Genomic DNA, 16,565 nt, shown 5'->3' with positions numbered 1-16,565 from the left:
TTTTGATTTTTCTCCTACTACTAGCTCTATGATTGATACTCTTCTGGCTGTAGCCCTTGACTTAATTAATCCGAAACATTTAAGAAATTGGTTTGCTCATTGTTGCTACTGTACCTCATAACAGCGCGAAGCGCTGTATCCCGATCGCCAAATAATCCTCCGAGAATTTCTCTCGCATTGCGATCTGCTCGGCGATCGCCAAACTGAGGCATAATTACCGCGCCATTAACCACGTAGAAGTTAATGTATCCGGCGGCAAACTCCTCCCAGTCATATCCGGCTCTAATTCGACTCGGCCCTTCCAGAACGACGACTTCTAGGGGGTTTCCGTCTGCGTCAGTTTGCGATTCCAAGATCTCTAAATGTCGTTTTGTTACCTCATGGTCGGGAGATTCGGGATCAGGATCGTACCCAGCAACCACCACCCCAGGACGAGCAAAACGAGCGTAAAAATCCGTATGTCCATCGGTAATATCTGCACCGCGAATCCCCGGCAGCCAAATGATTTTACGCAGTCCCAATAAGGCTTTTAATTCTGTTTCGCAATCGAGTTTAGTCCAGCCTGGATTGCGATTATCGTTAATAATACAACTTTCAGTGATAATGGCCGTACCCTGACCATCGACCTCGATCCCCCCGCCTTCAAACACCAATTCCGTGTTGATAACCGGGACTCCTGCTTGTTGGGCCACAAATTGAGCCACTTGAGCGTCGTGATCGTGATACTGTTTATTCCCCCAACCATTAAAGTTAAAATCAATACCGGCTTTTTGACCCTCGGCATTGACTACAAAAACCGGCCCCGTATCTCTGATCCAGAGGTCGTCCAATTCAGTAACAATTAACTCCACATCCGAGCCGCATTTTGCCAAAGCCACATCATAATCTTCAACTCGCACTAACATCTTAACCGGTTCGTATGGGGCGATCGCCTTGGCAATTCTGGCTAAATCGTCCTGCACGTCCCTAAAATACTGCCGTCCCCAGATATCCGCACTCGCACTAAACGCCATCCAAGTACATAAATGGGGTTCCCCTTCATCCGGCATGAAAAAGGAAGAATCAGAAACCCTAGAAGGGGGAGAACTGGCTACTGAACAACCGGTCATTTTCTTTCCCACCAGAATAGAACCCGAAAGTGTTGCCATGAATTGGAGCAAGAATCGTCTGTTCATGATTGTATTCCCTATTCCCTATTCCCTATTCCCCATTCCCCATTCCCCATTCCCCATTCCCCCTATTTGGGTTTCAGGGTTTTGATCAGAAAGTAGAACCCGATGGTTAGAGCGAGGATGATGGAGGAAATGCCGAACAGGACGAGGGGATGATATTTGGTGATATCTAGGATAATCACTTTCCGGGCGATCGCCACCATCGCTACCAGAAAGATGATTTCCACATGGATGACTTCTTCTTCGAGATAGACTTTGGTGGCTTCGATCAGCTCTAATCCAATAATAATTAATAAAAAGTAATCGAATATATTCAGAATTTGTTCAATATTGAGCAGCAAAAAATGAGGAGAATCCTGCATTTGCTCGAATAAAATGTAGCCTAATTCAATCGTCCCCAAAAAAACGACCAAAACCAGCATTAACAACAAAAACAAAGCAATGATGCGTTCAAAGGTCTCTAAAAACCTCTTCATGATTTTGATCAGGCGATTCATACTCTCCTCTTACAGATGCTCAGTTTTAGGGTTGTTAACGGGTAAATAACAGCGATTATAGGGGATCGTGACTCTGGGATAAAATTCAGAGAGAACCTTTAGCCGCAGATCGACATCAGTTAAATTAAAGATAAGTCGTACCTCCTCCTGATTGATTTAACTAAAGTAACCTATGAGTTCTCAACCTCCTGGCCCTCCGAAAACCCTGCTGGGTACGCTCACTCAAGTGGCGCAAACCATCCAAGCGAAAGTTAAGCTCACCCAACTGGCGCTGAAACCGAAGGCGAGGGTGGCGAAACTGATGGTGGAGGAAACGGAGGGACAAGGGCCCCAAGAATATCCCCTATTGGGCGATCGCATCTTGATTGGACGCTCTTCAAAATCCTGCGATATTGTCATCCGTAATCCGGTGGTGAGTCAGATCCATTGTTCCTTGATTCGGGACGCGAAACAAGGGTTTACGATTAAGGATGAGGGGGCAACCAATGGTATCTATCGGGGGCGGCGGAAAGTGCAGGAAATGCGCCTTGCTCACGGCGATCGCCTCACTCTTGGCCCCCCAGAACTACAAGCTTCGGTTACCCTGCGCTATACGAATCCCCCCCCTTGGCCGATTCAGACCCTACGCTATACGGCTTATGGATTTGGCGGTCTAACGGCTTTGTTGACGATCGCCATTTTAATCGAATGGCAAAAAGTTAATATCTCTCCCCTACCGCGCAATATTCAAGGGCCGGTGGTGGTCTATGCCAGGGATAAAGAAACCCCCTTAGTTCCTCCCACCAATCAAGCGCACCTAGAGCGAGGGAGTCTATCTGAATTTCCGCCCCATTTGGCTCAAGCCTTAATTGCCTCTGAAGATACCCGCTTTTATTGGCATTTTGGCATCGATCCCATTGGCACGCTGAGAGCGATTTTAGTGAACCTGAGAGGGGGGGGGATTCAACAAGGGGGCAGTACGATCACCCAACAGGTGGCTCGCAGTTTGTTTCGGGAGTATGTGGGCACATCGGATACGGCGGGTCGGAAGTTGCGGGAGGCAATTGTCGCTCTGAAGTTGGAGACGTTTTATAGTAAGGATGCCTTGCTGCTCACCTATCTGAATCGGATTTATTTGGGTAGTGCTAACTATGGATTTGAGGATGCGGCGCGGTATTATTTGGGTAAGCCTGCCACGGAGTTAACGATCGCCGAAGCAGCAACATTAGTGGGCATTTTACCGGCTCCCAATAGTTTTAATCCCATTCGAGATTACGATGCAGCCATTCGTCAACGGGATGGGGTGTTGTATCGGATGGAAAAATTGGGCATGATTTCCACAGAGGAAGCCAACCGAGCCAGGCGATCGCGCATTGAAGTCAACCCGAAAGCGATCGAACAGTTGAATCGCTCCATTGCGCCCTATTTCCATGATTATGTGTTTATGGAATTGGAGCAATTGTTAGGAACGGGTTTGGCGCGAGAGGGGAATTTTATTATTGAAACCGGTCTCAATCCGCAGATGCAAGCAACGGCGGAACAGAGTTTAGAACAGGCGATCGCCACCACGGGAGAGAGTTTTAATTTTGATCAGGGAGCCGTCGTCACCCTGGACAGTCAAACCGGAGAAATCTTAGCCCTATCCGGCGGTAAAAATTATCGCCAGAGCCAGTTTAATCGCGCCGTGCAAGCCTATCGTCAACCCGGATCGACGTTTAAGGTATTTGCCTATGCTGCGGCTCTGGATGAGGGCATTTCCCCCTGGAAAACCTATTCCTGTGCCCCCTTAACTTGGCAAGGGCAATCCTATAGGGGCTGCGAGCGTAGTGGGGGCATGATTGATATGGCAGTAGCCATGGCTCAATCAGAAAACTCCGTCGCTCTGCGTATCGCTCAAGATGTGGGATTAGATGATGTGGTGCGGATGGCTCGGATGTTGGGTATCAATGCTGACTTAAAGCCTGTCCCCGGTTTAATCCTCGGTGAAAGTGAAGTCACCCCCCTAGAAATGACCGGCGCATTTGCTGTATTTGCCAATGCTGGGGTTTACCATCGCCCCCATGCCATTCGTCGCATTCTCGACAGTAGCGACTGCACTGTACCGGATCAACCGGATACCTGTCGAGTCATTTATGATTATGCCCAAGATCCCAAAGCCAATCGCACCGTACTTTCACCAGATATCGCCCAAATGATGACGACATTGCTACAAGGAGCGATCGGTCAGGGAACGGGCGGGAATGCCTATTTGGGGTGGGGAGAAGCCGGAAAAACCGGAACCACCAATGATGGGGTCGATTTGTGGTTTATTGGGTATATCCCTAGTCGCAGTTTGGTGACCGGAATTTGGTTAGGCAATGATGATAATACGCCCACCTATGGCAGTAGCGCTCAAGCGGCTCAAGTTTGGGGGGATTATATGGGGGATTTGATCGATTAGTAAGTTCCAGATTTTTGCTTATTTGATGAAACGATCCGAGGTCAAGGGTATCGCTTTAATTCTTTGTTATCTTAAGAGGTGTACTCCAGTCAAATCGAGGCATAAATTGGCTAGAATGGGACAAAGATAGCTGTATGAGGTCGCAATGATGGTCGTCCAAACTAACCCTCAACCTAAACCCCTATGGCTCCAACTGCCCCAAGAATTGGCGCTGCATGTGACACCGGAGCAGTTTACAATGCTGGCTGCGGCCAATCGCGAACTTCGACTTGAGAGAACTGCAATAGGAGAATTAGTTGTGAATCCTCCCACAGGTGGCAATACGGGTCATCGTAACCTCAGCATCACCGGTCAACTCAGTGTTTGGTTTGAAGCCAACGATACCCTAGGCCGAGCGTTTGACTCTTCCACAGGATTTGAACTCCCCAATGGGGCAAACCGCTCTCCAGATGCTGCTTGGGTGCGTTGCGATCGCTGGGATGCCCTTACTCCCGAACAGCAGGACGGTTTTATACCCTTATGCCCGGATTTTGCGGTTGAATTGCGCTCTAAAACCGACAGCATCAAGGAACTACAGGCAAAGATGCAGGAATATTTGGAGAATGGGATGCAGTTGGGTTGGTTGATTGACCCGAAAAATAAGCGGGTGGAAATTTACCGTCCGAGTCAAGCGGTTGAGGTGTTAGAGAATCCGATGGCATTGTCTGGGGAGGAGGTTTTACCAGGGTTTACGCTGACGCTGAAACGGATTTGGGCGTGAAGGAAACAAGGTTTACAATGCAGAGCAAGGCCAATCCAGAGGTACAGGAAATGAGTTCGCTTAAAACACCTTTAGAACCAGCATTACCGACCAATACTTGGATTGCGGCATCCTGGGAAGACTATCTGCAAATGATTGCCGAACCAACGCTGGCCAAAGCCAAAGGCTATTATCATCAAAATCACATGAGGATTGAAATGTCACCCGTCGGCCACGATCATGCTGCTGATAATGCCCTCATTGACTTTGCTGTGCAACTGTTTTGTACCGTGCGGGGGATTGCCTTTAAGGGATTGGTCAACTGTAGCTATCGTCAGGCGGGGGTACTCGAATGCCAACCCGACTCGTCCTATTACCTCCGAGAACAGGCACAGGTGATTCCTTGGGGAACAACTGTTGTAGATTTAAACCGCTATCCTGCACCGGATTTAGTGATTGAGATTGCGGCTGCTTCATTGTTGGATGACCAGGGCAATAAGCGATCGCTCTATGAGGCGCTGGGGGTCAAAGAATATTGGGTCGTGGATGTACGGGGGATGACGGTGTTGGCCTATGCCCTAACCCCACAGGGTAGCCAGAGGCTTGATGCATCACAGGTCTTAGGCGGGTTACAGATAGAGGTGCTGGCTACAGCACTCGAGCGCAGTCGGCAGCAGGATCAAGGACAGGTGGGAGCTTGGCTGTTGCAAGAGTTTTCGGGAGCATAGACAGTTTTTGTAGTTGTTAAGCTGAACTCAGTATGCTTGGTAATGGTTTACTAAAAGGTGAGGACTGAAAAATTTCAGAAATTTTTCGTATAACGTTACCTATAGGGGCAGTGCGTCGCGGTAATAACAAAAATGTCAGTAAAATTGCTGAAATTTCTAACCTGAGTAGCTACCAAGAATTTAATGAGCAGCAGATAATTGACCGTAATAAAGCCATCCTAGACAAATTCTTCGACTTCCTACACAGCGAGGATTTAATTGCCAATTAAGACGACTTGGAAAACGAATATCAATGAGCTGTAGAGTTCGATCGCTTTTACCGGGTTGATAGCGATCGCGCTCGCAGCACGGGAGGCACAGGTTTAGGGTTAGCCATTGCCCAGGCGATCGTCCATCATCATCAAGGTCATCTTACGGTTACCAGTCAACTCGGTCAAGGCAGTCTATTCACTATTGCTCTAACTTGCGTAGGGTGTCAAACGGTAGGAGGCAAACATTGATTATTGGTGACCATTAGGGCATAATTAGCCGTGAAAGAATTACTGGCTGTGCCTGAATGCTAATCTGATGGTGGTTTTTTGCAGGCGATCGCACTTAATTTCAATCTTACTCATTTCATTCTCCCTTTTGCTACCTGAAATGGGAAGGGGGGAAACACCCTCAGTTACCAAAGAAAGTGATGGAGAAACCTTTGCTTGTGCGGTGAATACGGGGAAAAATTCCCAGAGTTTAGCGGTTTCTCCCTCGACTGAATCCCAGAGTGGGGGAAGTTTAGAGCGCTTGCAGGTGAGTCGCTTCGAGTTTGTCGGGGCTACGGTTTTTTCTCAAGATCGGTTACAGGAAGAGATTGCGGAGTTTACGGACAAAGAAATCACGTTTACGGAGCTAATGGAAGCAGTTTCTCGGATTACGGGACTCTATAATCAGGAAGGTTATATTAACTCCTATGCGGTTCCCTATCCGCAGAAAATAGAGGATGGGGTGGTGAAAATTGCGGTGATTGAGGGAGGGTTGGGGACAATTTTCCTGACGCGAGAGGGTAGGGGAAGACTCAAGCCGAATTATATTTGCAGTCGATTGGCGATCGCCGCTACGCCCTTAAACTTAGATAACCTGCTCAATGGACTGCGACTGCTGCAACTCGATCCCTTAATCGCCAATATATCCGCAGAAGTCGTTCCCGGAGCAACCATTGAGCAAAATAACCTCAACGTTCGCTTTCAAGAAGCCAAAACCCTTAGCTTTGAAATCGGTGGTGATAATGGTCGTGCCCCTAGTGTAGGCAGTTTTCGCCGCCAAGTCCAGCTCAGACAAGCCAACTTACTCGGATTTGGGGATAGTTTTCGCATCGGATATGCCAATACCGATGGTAGCGATACCTTCTTTGCTGATTATACAATTCCTGTCAATGCTCGCAATGGAACCCTAAGTGTTTCCTATGGAACCGGATCGAACCGAGTAATTGAAGAACCTTTTGACGCGATAAACTTAAGGGGAGATTCCCGTTATTTTGACCTTAATTTCCGTCAACCCATTTGGCAACAACCCGAAAAAGAATTGGCGTTAGGAGGGGTATTTTCTCGGCGAGAAAGCGATACCTATATTTTGGATGAACCCTTTCCCCTAGCGGAGGGTGGGAGCAGTCGCGGTAAAACCCGATTATCAGTCATCCGATTTTATCAAGATGGGTTATGGCGGGGAAATGATCGGATTTTAGCCTTTTATTCTCAGTTTAGTTTAGGCTTAGATTTATTTGATGCCACCGTGCGCTCTGAGGCTCCCGATGGGCGCTTTTTTGCTTGGCGGGGACAAGGGCAATGGGTACAGCGATTTGCACCGGATCAAATCTTATTATTGCGCGGTGATATCCAATTGGCAACTCGCGCTCTAGTCCCCTTAGAACAGTTTAGTTTAGGGGGTTGGGAAAGTGTACGCGGTTATCGCCAAGATATCCGCTTAACGGATAATGGGGTGTTTGGCTCGGTAGAGTTTCGCTATCCTTTGATGGGCAATTCTCAAGAGCGATGGGGGGTTTTACAGCTTGCCCCATTTCTAGATTTTGGCACAGCTTGGAATAGTAGCGATCGCCAGAGTTTACAACCCCAAACTTTGGCTTCTGGCGGTTTGGGTTTGCGCTGGCAACTGGGAAATGATTCTAGTGCTAGTTTATATTGGGGTATTCCTTTGGTTGATGTGGAGTCGAGCGATCGCACATGGCAAGAAAACGGTTTATATTTTACTGTCCAAACCCGTTTATTTTTCTAAGACGGGTGCGACAATGGGGCATTTATCGCCACCTAATTTGGATGGTGTTGGCGCTATTTGTCGCCAGCTTAACGGTGATATTGCCCGGATTTTCTGTGGAGCCTCCCCCCATTATCGCTCAAGTTCCCTCAGAGCTTTCCGATCGCTCCCCAGACTTTTGGCGACAGGAAGCTAACTACTATGCACAAAACGGTGATTTTGTCAATCAAGCGGTAGCTTTGGGCAATCTTTCTCTAGCGCTGCAAGAACGAGGGGAATGGGAAGAAGCGCGAGAAAGCAGCACTCAAGCCATTCAATTATTAGAGCAGCTATCCGCGACGAAAGAACGGGATCGAATTTTAGCTCAATCCCTGGATATTCAAGGCAAGTTAAGGTTTTCTGTGGGTGAAGTTTCCTCAGCGTTAGGGAGTTGGCAACAAGCAGGAAAAATGTATCAACAGTTAGGTTTAACTCAGGCAGAAGATCGAAACCGACTGAATCAAGTGCAAGCGATGCAGGAGTTGGGTTTATTTCAGCCTGCTTGCGAGTTGCTCAATGCTCGAATTGATGAGAATGTTTCGTTTTGCGCGGGTGGAGTAACCGACAATTTACAGGCAAGTCTCAGTGTTGTTTCTGGCGATCGCGCGATGGTGCAGCACCTACAAGCTTTGGGTGATGTCTTGCGGTTAAAGGGAGAGCTGGAAGTTTCCGAAACCGTTCTGAAGCGAGGCTTAGAGATTGCTAAAGCCAGTGACGATACAATGATGTTAGATCGGTTGCATTTGAGTATGGGGAATACGCTGAGAGCGAGGGGCGATCGGCAATGGGCAATTGCTCAATCTGCCACCTCCACCATTCAATTTAACTTTCAATTTTGCCCCACCTTATCCGAGCAACCCGACTACAATTCAGCCTTACAACACTATCAAAAAGTTTATTCCAATAATCCTTTACTCAATCTCCAATCTCACCTCAATCAACTCAAACTGACAACCGCTCTTAATCCCGCGATCGTTGACTCCAAGTTGTTATCAGACACTCAATCGCTCATTAACCAAACCCCCAACCTATTCAACACCCAATTTGGAAATAACCTCATCCTCAACTATCTCCAAACCGCCACTTGTATCAGCACCATTCCCTGGCAGAATATCGCCCAAGATCTACAAACGATCATCAATGCTTCCGAACAAAGAAAAGACCTAAAAACCCAATCCTACGCCCTCGGATACCTAGGCAGACTTTACGAACAACATGCCCAAGACTCTAAAGAACACCTTCAAACCGCCAAAACCCACACCCAAAAAGCCTTATCCATTGCCCAATCCCTCGACTTAAACGCCCCCGAACTTGCCTATCAATGGCAATGGCAACTCGGCAGAATCCTAGAAAAAACCCAATCCCCCCGTCGTGAAATACTCTCTGCTTACAAAGCAGCATTTAACACCCTGCAATCCCTGCGCCAAGAGCTAGTTTCCTCCAACCGCGACTTACAATTTTCCTTCCGCGATGAAATTGAACCCGTCTATCGCAAATACGTCGATTTATTACTCCAAGACAATCCCAGTCAAGACAACTTAAAAGAAGCCCGCAACGTCATCGAAGCCTTGCAGCTTGCAGAATTAGACGACTTTTTCAACGATGCCTGTGTGACCGCACAAGAGTCTGAGTTAGATGATATTGCTTCAGATACAGCGGTTCTTTATCCAATTCTGTTAGATGGTAAGATAGCCGTTATTTATACCCTTTCAGATACCCTAATAGATTATACAATTGAATCTCTATCGAATCCTCAAAGATTTGAACGAACGATCAATGCACTAATTAATGATTTAAAAGAAGACATTAATAATAACCATCAACGATATGGTAAGATAATATATGATTATATATTCTCTGATCAACTCAAGTCCTTTTTAATTACTCATGATCAAATCAAAACCCTAGTTTTTGTCTTAGATGGGCAACTGCGTAATTTACCCATGGCAACTCTTTATGATGGAGAACAATACCTAGTTCAAAAGTATGCGATCGCTGTTGCTCCAGGTTTAAATTTGCTGACTTCCGATCCTTTGGATGCCTTGGATTTAAGGATATTAACTGGCGGCTTGGGCAAACAAGCACCAAGCTTTGACTTTGTTAATGCTCGTTTAATTCCTCTTGCTCATGCACGGATTGAATTAGAAACTATTAGTCAGACATCTCAAAATGAAGTTCCTGTCGTTTTAGATGAAAATTTTACCCTAGAAGTTATTAAATCTTACTTAGCTAACTCATACTACTCTGCCGTCCATTTAGTAACTCATGGTCAGTTTAGCTCTAATCCTGAAGAGACATTTATCTTAACTTGGGACGAAAGATTGAGAGTTAATCAGCTCAATGAACTGATTCAAAGTCAATCTAGCTCTGAACCGATAGAATTACTCGTTTTGAGTGCTTGTGAAACTGCTGAAGGGGATAACCGCGCTGCACTAGGATTAGCAGGGGTGAGTGTCCGAGCAGGAAGTCGCAGTACCTTAGCTACTTTGTGGAAAGTTGACGATCGATCCACGGCTCAATTTATGAGCCAGTTTTATCGGGAACTTATTGAGAATAAGAAAAGCAAAGCAGAAGCTCTAAAAAGCGTTCAACAATCTTTTATAAGTGGCGAACAAGGCAGAGATCGTACAGATCCTAGATTGTGGGGTGCTTTTGTTTTGATAGGACATTGGATTTAAAACTTTCACCTAGTATCGTGTAGGGGCGAACGGCCGTTCGCCCCTACAGATTTTGTCACTCAACCATTACGAAATACTACAATCCCAGGTGGTTAATTGAGTAACGTCTCTACTTTCCTTGATAAGTCCAACGCTCCAGCTTCTTCATAGAGTTCTTTAGCGTTTTGAAATTGCTGTTTAGCTTCATTTTCTTTATCATCTATTTGATAAAGTTCGCCTAAACGTACTTTGCCTAAAGCTTGAGCGTGTAAATCGTTTTGCTCAAAAGCAATATTAATGGACTGTACATAAGCTTCTTCTGCAACATCTATACGCCCAACATCCCAATACAAATCGCCTAACTCTCGATATAAAGTGCTGGATTGAGCATCTCGATTAACCGTTTTTTCTAGCAATTGAATGGCTTCTGCTCTCAAAAGATACTGTTTATAAACAGCAAGTTGAGGCAGTAGAGTATTAAAATTTTCAGAATCATCAATAGCCACTTCGACAATTGAAACCTCCTCTTCAGAGAGAATATTAAAACGTTCTTCTGCAACTTCACTGCCTGAATCAGCTTTTACTGTTAGGGTGTAACTGAGACCCGGTGTTAGGGCAATATCACCATCATAAATAAGTTGGGTCTCTTGGGTTTCAGTTTTCCAAATTTCTCCTTCTATATCTTCTTCAATTGTGATTGTGTAAGTGCTGGCATTAGGGACAGACTTCCAAGCCAAAGTTGGTTTAGGATTGAGTAGCCTGGTGTTGCGAGGAGTGATAATTTCAGGAATAGATTGAGCAATTATCTGGCTTCCACCTCGACCACAATGGGGATCTGCGGTATCTTCACATCGAAGAACAACAGGACAAAGTTCGGTAGAATTTAAAGCAATTCCTGGTAATAGTTGTCGGGTTTGATTATCCGCTAAACAGCGTAAGATAAGACTAGATGTGGGTGTTGATTCTAATCTATTTTCTGCACAAATAATACTGTCTGCATTTAAAGGTTCTTTTCGATCTTGATTGACTTTAAATGCTTCCCCCTGAATTGTTTCTATGGTTCCAATTTCAATACAATTTTCAACTGCACGGGCTGAAGTTCTAGAAAATAGTACCCAGTAAGTTAGCCACCCTAAATGAGCAGATAGCGTGAATCCGATGGCAGATGCCCAAAATAATGTTGTTTTCATTTTTAATTTTCTCCACTTTCTTCTAGTCTCATTTTTCCCATTTTAATCCATTCGGCTTCATCTGGATATTCATCTTGAGCAAATTCAACACAGAAATCCCATTGCTCTAGAGCTTTATTGGATTTACCTTTAGCTTCTAAAACTTGTGCTAAAACACAATTGGCAACTCCTTCTTGTGGTTTAATATCAATAGCAATGCGTAAATGATCTTCTGCTTCCAGATAATCTTGTTGCTTCATCGCACTAAATGATTTCTTGTGTAAAAGAGAAATCCCTAAGTCTTTACGAATCAAGTATTCTCCGAGAGGGGATTGTGTGTCACTCGCTATAATTTGCTGTAAACAGACTCTCTGTAACTCGGATGCACGTATAAACTTCTTATCTTTCATATAAATCAAGGCTTCTCCTTTACATCCCCAAGCATCTCCTAATAGTTTTGCTCGTCGATACATTGTTAAGGCTAGGTCATTTTCTCCCCACCGTTCATAGATACTGCCTAAATTATTGATGGCTGAAGATTGTTGAGGATTGACTATAATTGCAGATTGCAAATAAGTGATTGCTCGATGGTATTGATCTTTTCTAATATAGTCAACTCCAACTCGGTTCAAATAGGTAGCAATTTGGGGGCGAAATGCAAAATAACTCGTTAATCCAAGACAGGTCGCAAGGATAATTCCTATTTGAATTTTGGAACTCTTCCAAGATACAAAACTCCATTTAGATTGTCCTACTAAGTCGTCCCAGGTGGGGGAGATGTAGTCAGGATGCTGCCAGATGACGGGTAACCAGGTGGCGCAGGGAATTTGATCTTCGAGTCCCTGTAACTTTTCTCTGGCTTCTCGGACGGCGACTTCAAAGGAGTATCCTTGGGAAAAGTTGAGGAGAAATGAGGTTAGGAATTTCTGGGCGACGCGATCGGGAACGTAGTCGCGCATGACGATCATTTGGGGAATTTGGGCATCGTCTAAGCGTTGGGCTAGTCCTAAGCCGTCGCAGGAGTTGAATATGGCGAGTTTTAGGCCTTGGGCGACGGATTTTCGCAGACCATACCAGATGTCGTCAATGGTTAAATATTCATCGGGGTTGATGTAAATTTTGCCGGTGTCGCCCTCGGTTTCACTGTGTCCGGCAAAGAAGAGGATATCCCAGGGTTGTTCCCATAATTGATCGTTGATTTGTGCGCGTTTGGGTTCGGTGAGAAAGGTGACTTGTGCGTTGGGTAGGGAGTTGAGGATTTGCTGGTCTTCTGTGGTGTCGATTCGGTCTTGGTGTCCTAGGATGGCTAGGATTCTGACTTTGCCGGGTGGGGTGGTGCTGAGGGGATCGGAGCGCCGAAAGTCAAGATCGCTAAAGGAGACTTCTGCATTGGGATATTTGGATAGGAGCTGCCAATTGTGCCATGGTAGTTTTTGTAGCTCATTGCAGGTCGTCCGCAAAATCAAGCGAATGGGATCGGGATCGGTGGGGTTGAGTGCTTCTCGGATCTGAAGGTCGATCGCCCGGAAATCGGGGGAACTGAGCCATTGATTGAGGCGATCGCACAGGCGATCGCCTGATTCTTTACACTCTTTGATCCGACTCAAGACTCCATCGTATTTAATCCCTTTTGGCTTTATCCCCCGTGTATTCGGCAGTCCCAAAGGACGATACTTGTCTATCCAATGGCTTTCTACCAATTGCGCTAAATTCGGTTCGGAGGGTAAGTCTCCTGATAATTGTATATTTGGGCGCTTTCCGTCTTCCCCCATTTGCAACCGTACCCGAAAGCCATCCTCACTCAAACTGCCTTCGAGTTCCAAAACTACCAGTTTTCCCACGTCTTTAACCTCCTGAGTGCCCGATCTTGCCTTGGCTTGTTCTTAATGAGAGGGGCATATGGAGATACCCCCCTATAGGGTTCTCAGATTTTAGGGGGCAATTTTATGCAAACTTTACAAAATTTTACAATTAAGGCACAATCATCAGTGGCGATCGCGAAGCGAAACGGAGTTTTATCGCGAAGCGTTTCATGTCGGCGACAGCCGAAAACGGAGTTTTATCGCGAAGCGTTTCATGTCGGCGACAGCCGAAAACGGAGTTTTATCGCCTTCTAGAGCCAACAAAGATCGATTGCAACTTGGTACAGCTAAAGTTAGAATCATGTGTGCATTCAGCTCTGGTGAGATTAGGCCCCCTAGAGACCCTTGTCCACAAACCGGATACAGACGCATATAGAGGTTCCCCAAACCTCATATTCAGACCAAATCATAGCTCAGTCAACGTAACACAATTTAACCTTATCAACCGATCTGTAGGAGGAAAACGTGACCGCAATTAGAGTGATTCCAGCGAGTGCTGCCGGTTCAACCATGGGGATTAATGTCATTATCCGGCTCTTGTTTGACTATCGCCCTCACTTAATCAAACTCTTTAGAATCAAGAGACAAGACCACTCCATCACTCGTTATACCTTCATTGTCGTTTTCCGGGAACCTGGCTCTATTGGACAACTGGTTGCCTTTATCCACGAATGGGGAACCGCCAGTGGACAAGGAGAGGGAGAGGAGAATACCGCCGAAACCTATGGATTTTCGGAAATCATGACCACCATTAAGCAGCTTAAAATCCGACTGTTAACGGTGGATTGGCATACAGAAATTCACGATGGCTGGAAACAGAAACTTGAAGTGCGCCCCGATCCCACGGTTCTTAGATATCGGCTCGCTGACTGGGAAGGTTGGCTCTTAGAACAAATCGATACTCCTTGGTTCCCCATGCAGCACCTCCATGAGGACGATCTAGATTTGCGCTGGATGGAACACGAATAGATAAGTAATGGGTAATGGGTAATGGGTTATCTCCCTATCTCCCTATCCCATTAACGGGGTCGAAACTCGACCACATCTTGCTTAATTTGTACATCATAGTTGCCAAAGAAGTCATGACCGAGTAAACCGATCGCCATCCGAGGGGCGATCGCCACCGGAATATCTCTGACAACAGCACCATTAACAGCCATCGACTTCACATAACCCAAGTCAAACGTCACCTTAGATCCATCAGCAACCACACTGGTGACAGAATCAACTGGCTCTACTTGCAGCCTCTTCGCCATCTCCTGAGTAATCAGCGTCCCACTCGCCCCCGTATCCACAATCATCTCAAAAGAGTGCTGGTCATTAAACATCACCTCAATCACCGGAATCCCCCCCAAACGGCGCGTAATTTGCGCTTGAAACATCCCTGGAGTCGCACGACGAGAACGGGGAGCCGAAGTCCCCTCACACACGCCACTTAAGGGAATCGACTCTCCAGAAGAGGTGACCATAAAACATCCTTGCACTTCCTGAGAAATGGCCCTCTCTTCTCCCCCTATCATTAAACCCATTCCAAGGGCAACTACTACCCTCAAACCTTTACCCCATAGTTGTTTATTCATAAACTTCTAGTGATTTATCAACCCTACTCTCTAGTTTACCCATTGCCCGGTGTCAACTGCCATATAATAGAGACTTGCATGTACTGCGTCTTTTTAAGAATTTGAGCATGAAAAAGCGTGCCCCCCGCAATCGAACACTAACCTGCTCAGAGGAAGAGCTATCCAGACTCAGTCAATCCTTACTCTATCTCGATCGTCAGATAGACATCGATCGGATCAGTGGCAAAATCATTAACCAAGATCTCTTTAACATCAGTGAATATCTGCCCAAAAACTTTATCGATCTTTTACTTCTAGATCCCCCTTATAACCTGTCCAAAAACTATCATGGCCACCTCTTTAGAGAGAAACAAACAGGAGAATATCAAGCCTGGTTCTCTGCTGTCCTTAAAACCCTCAAACCCCTACTCAAACCCACAGCAACCCTCTATATCTGCTCGGACTGGAAAACCTCTATCCTCATCGCCCCCCTACTAGAGCAAGAATTTTATCTTCGCAATCGCATTACCTGGGAACGAGAAAAAGGCCGAGGTTCCAAAACCAATTGGAAAAATAACACCGAAGATATTTGGTTTTGCACTGTGTCCGATCAATATACATTTAACCTGGATGCCGTGAAACAAAAACGACGGGTTATTGCCCCCTATAGAACGGAAACTGGACAACCCAAAGATTGGAACCAAGAAGACCGGGGTAACTTTCGATTAACTCATCCTTCAAACCTCTGGACAGATATTAGCATTCCCTTTTGGTCAATGCCAGAAAATACCGATCATCCAACCCAGAAACCCGAAAAACTGATCGCTAAACTGATTTTAGCCAGTTCCCATCCAGAGGATATGGTCTTCGATCCCTTTCTCGGTAGTGGCACTTCCGCCGTTGTCGCCAAAAAGCTTAAACGGAACTTTACCGGGATTGAATTAAATCAAGAATATTGTTGTTGGGCATTAAAACGACTGCAATTAGCCGAGAACGATCCATCGATTCAAGGATATACAGATGGCGTATTTTGGGAAAGAAATACCTTAAAAGATCAACAAAAAAATGTTAAAACAGGTGTAAATTATTGACATACTCCCCGCCGTCCGCTTCGCTAAACGACGGGGATTCTGAGGTCAAACAGCAATTGCTGGCATAGCCAGTCTCACATCGCCTAACCCAATGGTTGATGCCCCAACCATTTGAATTATTTTAACAGTTATCGAAATTTTAAGGGTTGAGTGCCTTCCCATGAAAAGCCTGAAAAATGGGGATTATAGCGTTAAAAATGGTTTTCCCATTACCAATTACCCATTACCTATTACCGCGCGAAGCGCTGTAACTGATAGGCTTTCTCAATTCGCTGACCAATATCTTGAACCGCTTGAGAACCAACTAGCTGCCAAAAAGAATTACACTTTCTTAACTTAGCAATATGCTTTTGCAGTTGGGCACAGTTTAAGTGTTTACCCCATAAACG

Annotated in this window: 13 protein-coding genes and 2 pseudogenes; 9 read left to right on the top strand and 6 right to left on the bottom strand. The window is 45.7% G+C overall.

The window, feature by feature from the left end:
• Window positions 1-65 precede the first annotated feature (65 nt).
• Complete coding sequence (locus PJF56_RS07935; RefSeq protein ID WP_283762117.1) at window positions 66-1,175, bottom strand: agmatine deiminase family protein; 1,110 nt, start codon at window positions 1,173-1,175, stop codon at window positions 66-68.
• 62 nt (window positions 1,176-1,237) lie between these two features.
• A complete protein-coding gene (locus tag PJF56_RS07930; protein ID WP_283762116.1) occupies window positions 1,238-1,669 on the bottom strand; it encodes a phosphate-starvation-inducible PsiE family protein in 432 nt (143 codons plus the stop codon).
• Between the two features lie 172 nt (window positions 1,670-1,841).
• Between PJF56_RS07930 and PJF56_RS07925 the strand changes: the two genes are divergently transcribed.
• From PJF56_RS07925 to PJF56_RS07900, 6 genes and pseudogenes are all read left to right on the top strand, one after another.
• The gene (locus PJF56_RS07925; protein WP_283762115.1) at window positions 1,842-4,088 is read left to right on the top strand and encodes a transglycosylase domain-containing protein; all 2,247 of its coding nucleotides are present in this window, start codon (window positions 1,842-1,844) and stop codon (window positions 4,086-4,088) included.
• A 148-nt stretch (window positions 4,089-4,236) separates the two neighbouring features.
• Entirely contained in the window at window positions 4,237-4,848 is a 612-nt protein-coding gene (locus PJF56_RS07920) for a Uma2 family endonuclease (RefSeq protein ID WP_283762114.1), read from the top strand.
• Window positions 4,849-4,898: 50 nt separating this feature from the next.
• Window positions 4,899-5,555, top strand: coding sequence for a Uma2 family endonuclease (locus PJF56_RS07915; RefSeq protein ID WP_283762113.1), 657 nt, complete (start codon window positions 4,899-4,901; stop codon window positions 5,553-5,555).
• Window positions 5,556-5,860: 305 nt separating this feature from the next.
• Window positions 5,861-6,055 (top strand): annotated as a pseudogene (locus tag PJF56_RS07910) (ATP-binding protein); the annotation flags it as partial.
• Window positions 6,056-6,194: 139 nt separating this feature from the next.
• Window positions 6,195-7,820 (top strand): ShlB/FhaC/HecB family hemolysin secretion/activation protein, encoded by a 1,626-nt coding sequence (locus tag PJF56_RS07905; protein ID WP_283762112.1) that lies wholly within the window; start codon window positions 6,195-6,197, stop codon window positions 7,818-7,820.
• On the top strand, window positions 7,769-10,516 hold the full coding sequence (locus tag PJF56_RS07900) for a CHAT domain-containing protein (protein WP_283762111.1): 2,748 nt from the start codon (window positions 7,769-7,771) through the stop codon (window positions 10,514-10,516). The genes PJF56_RS07905 and PJF56_RS07900 overlap by 52 nt, the downstream gene beginning before the upstream one ends.
• A 92-nt stretch (window positions 10,517-10,608) precedes the next feature.
• Here the strand turns inward: PJF56_RS07900 and PJF56_RS07895 are convergent, their stop codons facing one another.
• On the bottom strand, window positions 10,609-11,685 hold the full coding sequence (locus PJF56_RS07895) for a tetratricopeptide repeat protein (protein WP_283762110.1): 1,077 nt from the start codon (window positions 11,683-11,685) through the stop codon (window positions 10,609-10,611).
• A 2-nt stretch (window positions 11,686-11,687) separates the two neighbouring features.
• Complete coding sequence (locus PJF56_RS07890) at window positions 11,688-13,505, bottom strand: CHAT domain-containing tetratricopeptide repeat protein (protein WP_283762109.1); 1,818 nt, start codon at window positions 13,503-13,505, stop codon at window positions 11,688-11,690.
• 105 nt (window positions 13,506-13,610) lie between these two features.
• On the opposite strand from PJF56_RS07890, the gene PJF56_RS07885 reads away from it, so the two are divergent.
• Together PJF56_RS07885 and PJF56_RS07880 are read left to right on the top strand one after the other, a co-directional pair.
• On the top strand, window positions 13,611-13,781 hold the full coding sequence (locus PJF56_RS07885) for a hypothetical protein (protein ID WP_283762108.1): 171 nt from the start codon (window positions 13,611-13,613) through the stop codon (window positions 13,779-13,781).
• A 210-nt stretch (window positions 13,782-13,991) separates the two neighbouring features.
• The gene (locus PJF56_RS07880) at window positions 13,992-14,495 is read left to right on the top strand and encodes a hypothetical protein (protein ID WP_283762107.1); all 504 of its coding nucleotides are present in this window, start codon (window positions 13,992-13,994) and stop codon (window positions 14,493-14,495) included.
• A 50-nt stretch (window positions 14,496-14,545) separates the two neighbouring features.
• On the opposite strand, the gene PJF56_RS07875 is transcribed toward PJF56_RS07880, so the two are convergent.
• A complete protein-coding gene (locus tag PJF56_RS07875) occupies window positions 14,546-15,106 on the bottom strand; it encodes a retropepsin-like aspartic protease family protein (protein ID WP_283762106.1) in 561 nt (186 codons plus the stop codon).
• Window positions 15,107-15,213: 107 nt separating this feature from the next.
• Here PJF56_RS07875 and PJF56_RS07870 point away from each other — a divergent pair, with 107 nt between their 5' ends.
• Window positions 15,214-16,176 carry a DNA-methyltransferase gene (locus PJF56_RS07870; protein WP_283762105.1) on the top strand — a complete coding sequence of 321 codons (963 nt, stop codon included), beginning with the start codon at window positions 15,214-15,216 and terminating at the stop codon, window positions 16,174-16,176.
• A gap of 248 nt (window positions 16,177-16,424) precedes the next feature.
• Here the strand turns inward: PJF56_RS07870 and PJF56_RS22110 are convergent.
• A pseudogene (locus PJF56_RS22110) lies at window positions 16,425-16,565 on the bottom strand (RNA-guided endonuclease TnpB family protein); the annotation flags it as partial.

This window comes from Roseofilum halophilum BLCC-M91 (assembly GCF_030068445.1).
GTDB classification, from domain to species: Bacteria; Cyanobacteriota; Cyanobacteriia; order Cyanobacteriales; family Desertifilaceae; genus Roseofilum; species Roseofilum halophilum.
Note: the sequence above shows the minus strand (reverse complement) of the source record. Positions and strands in the feature narration are given on the sequence as shown.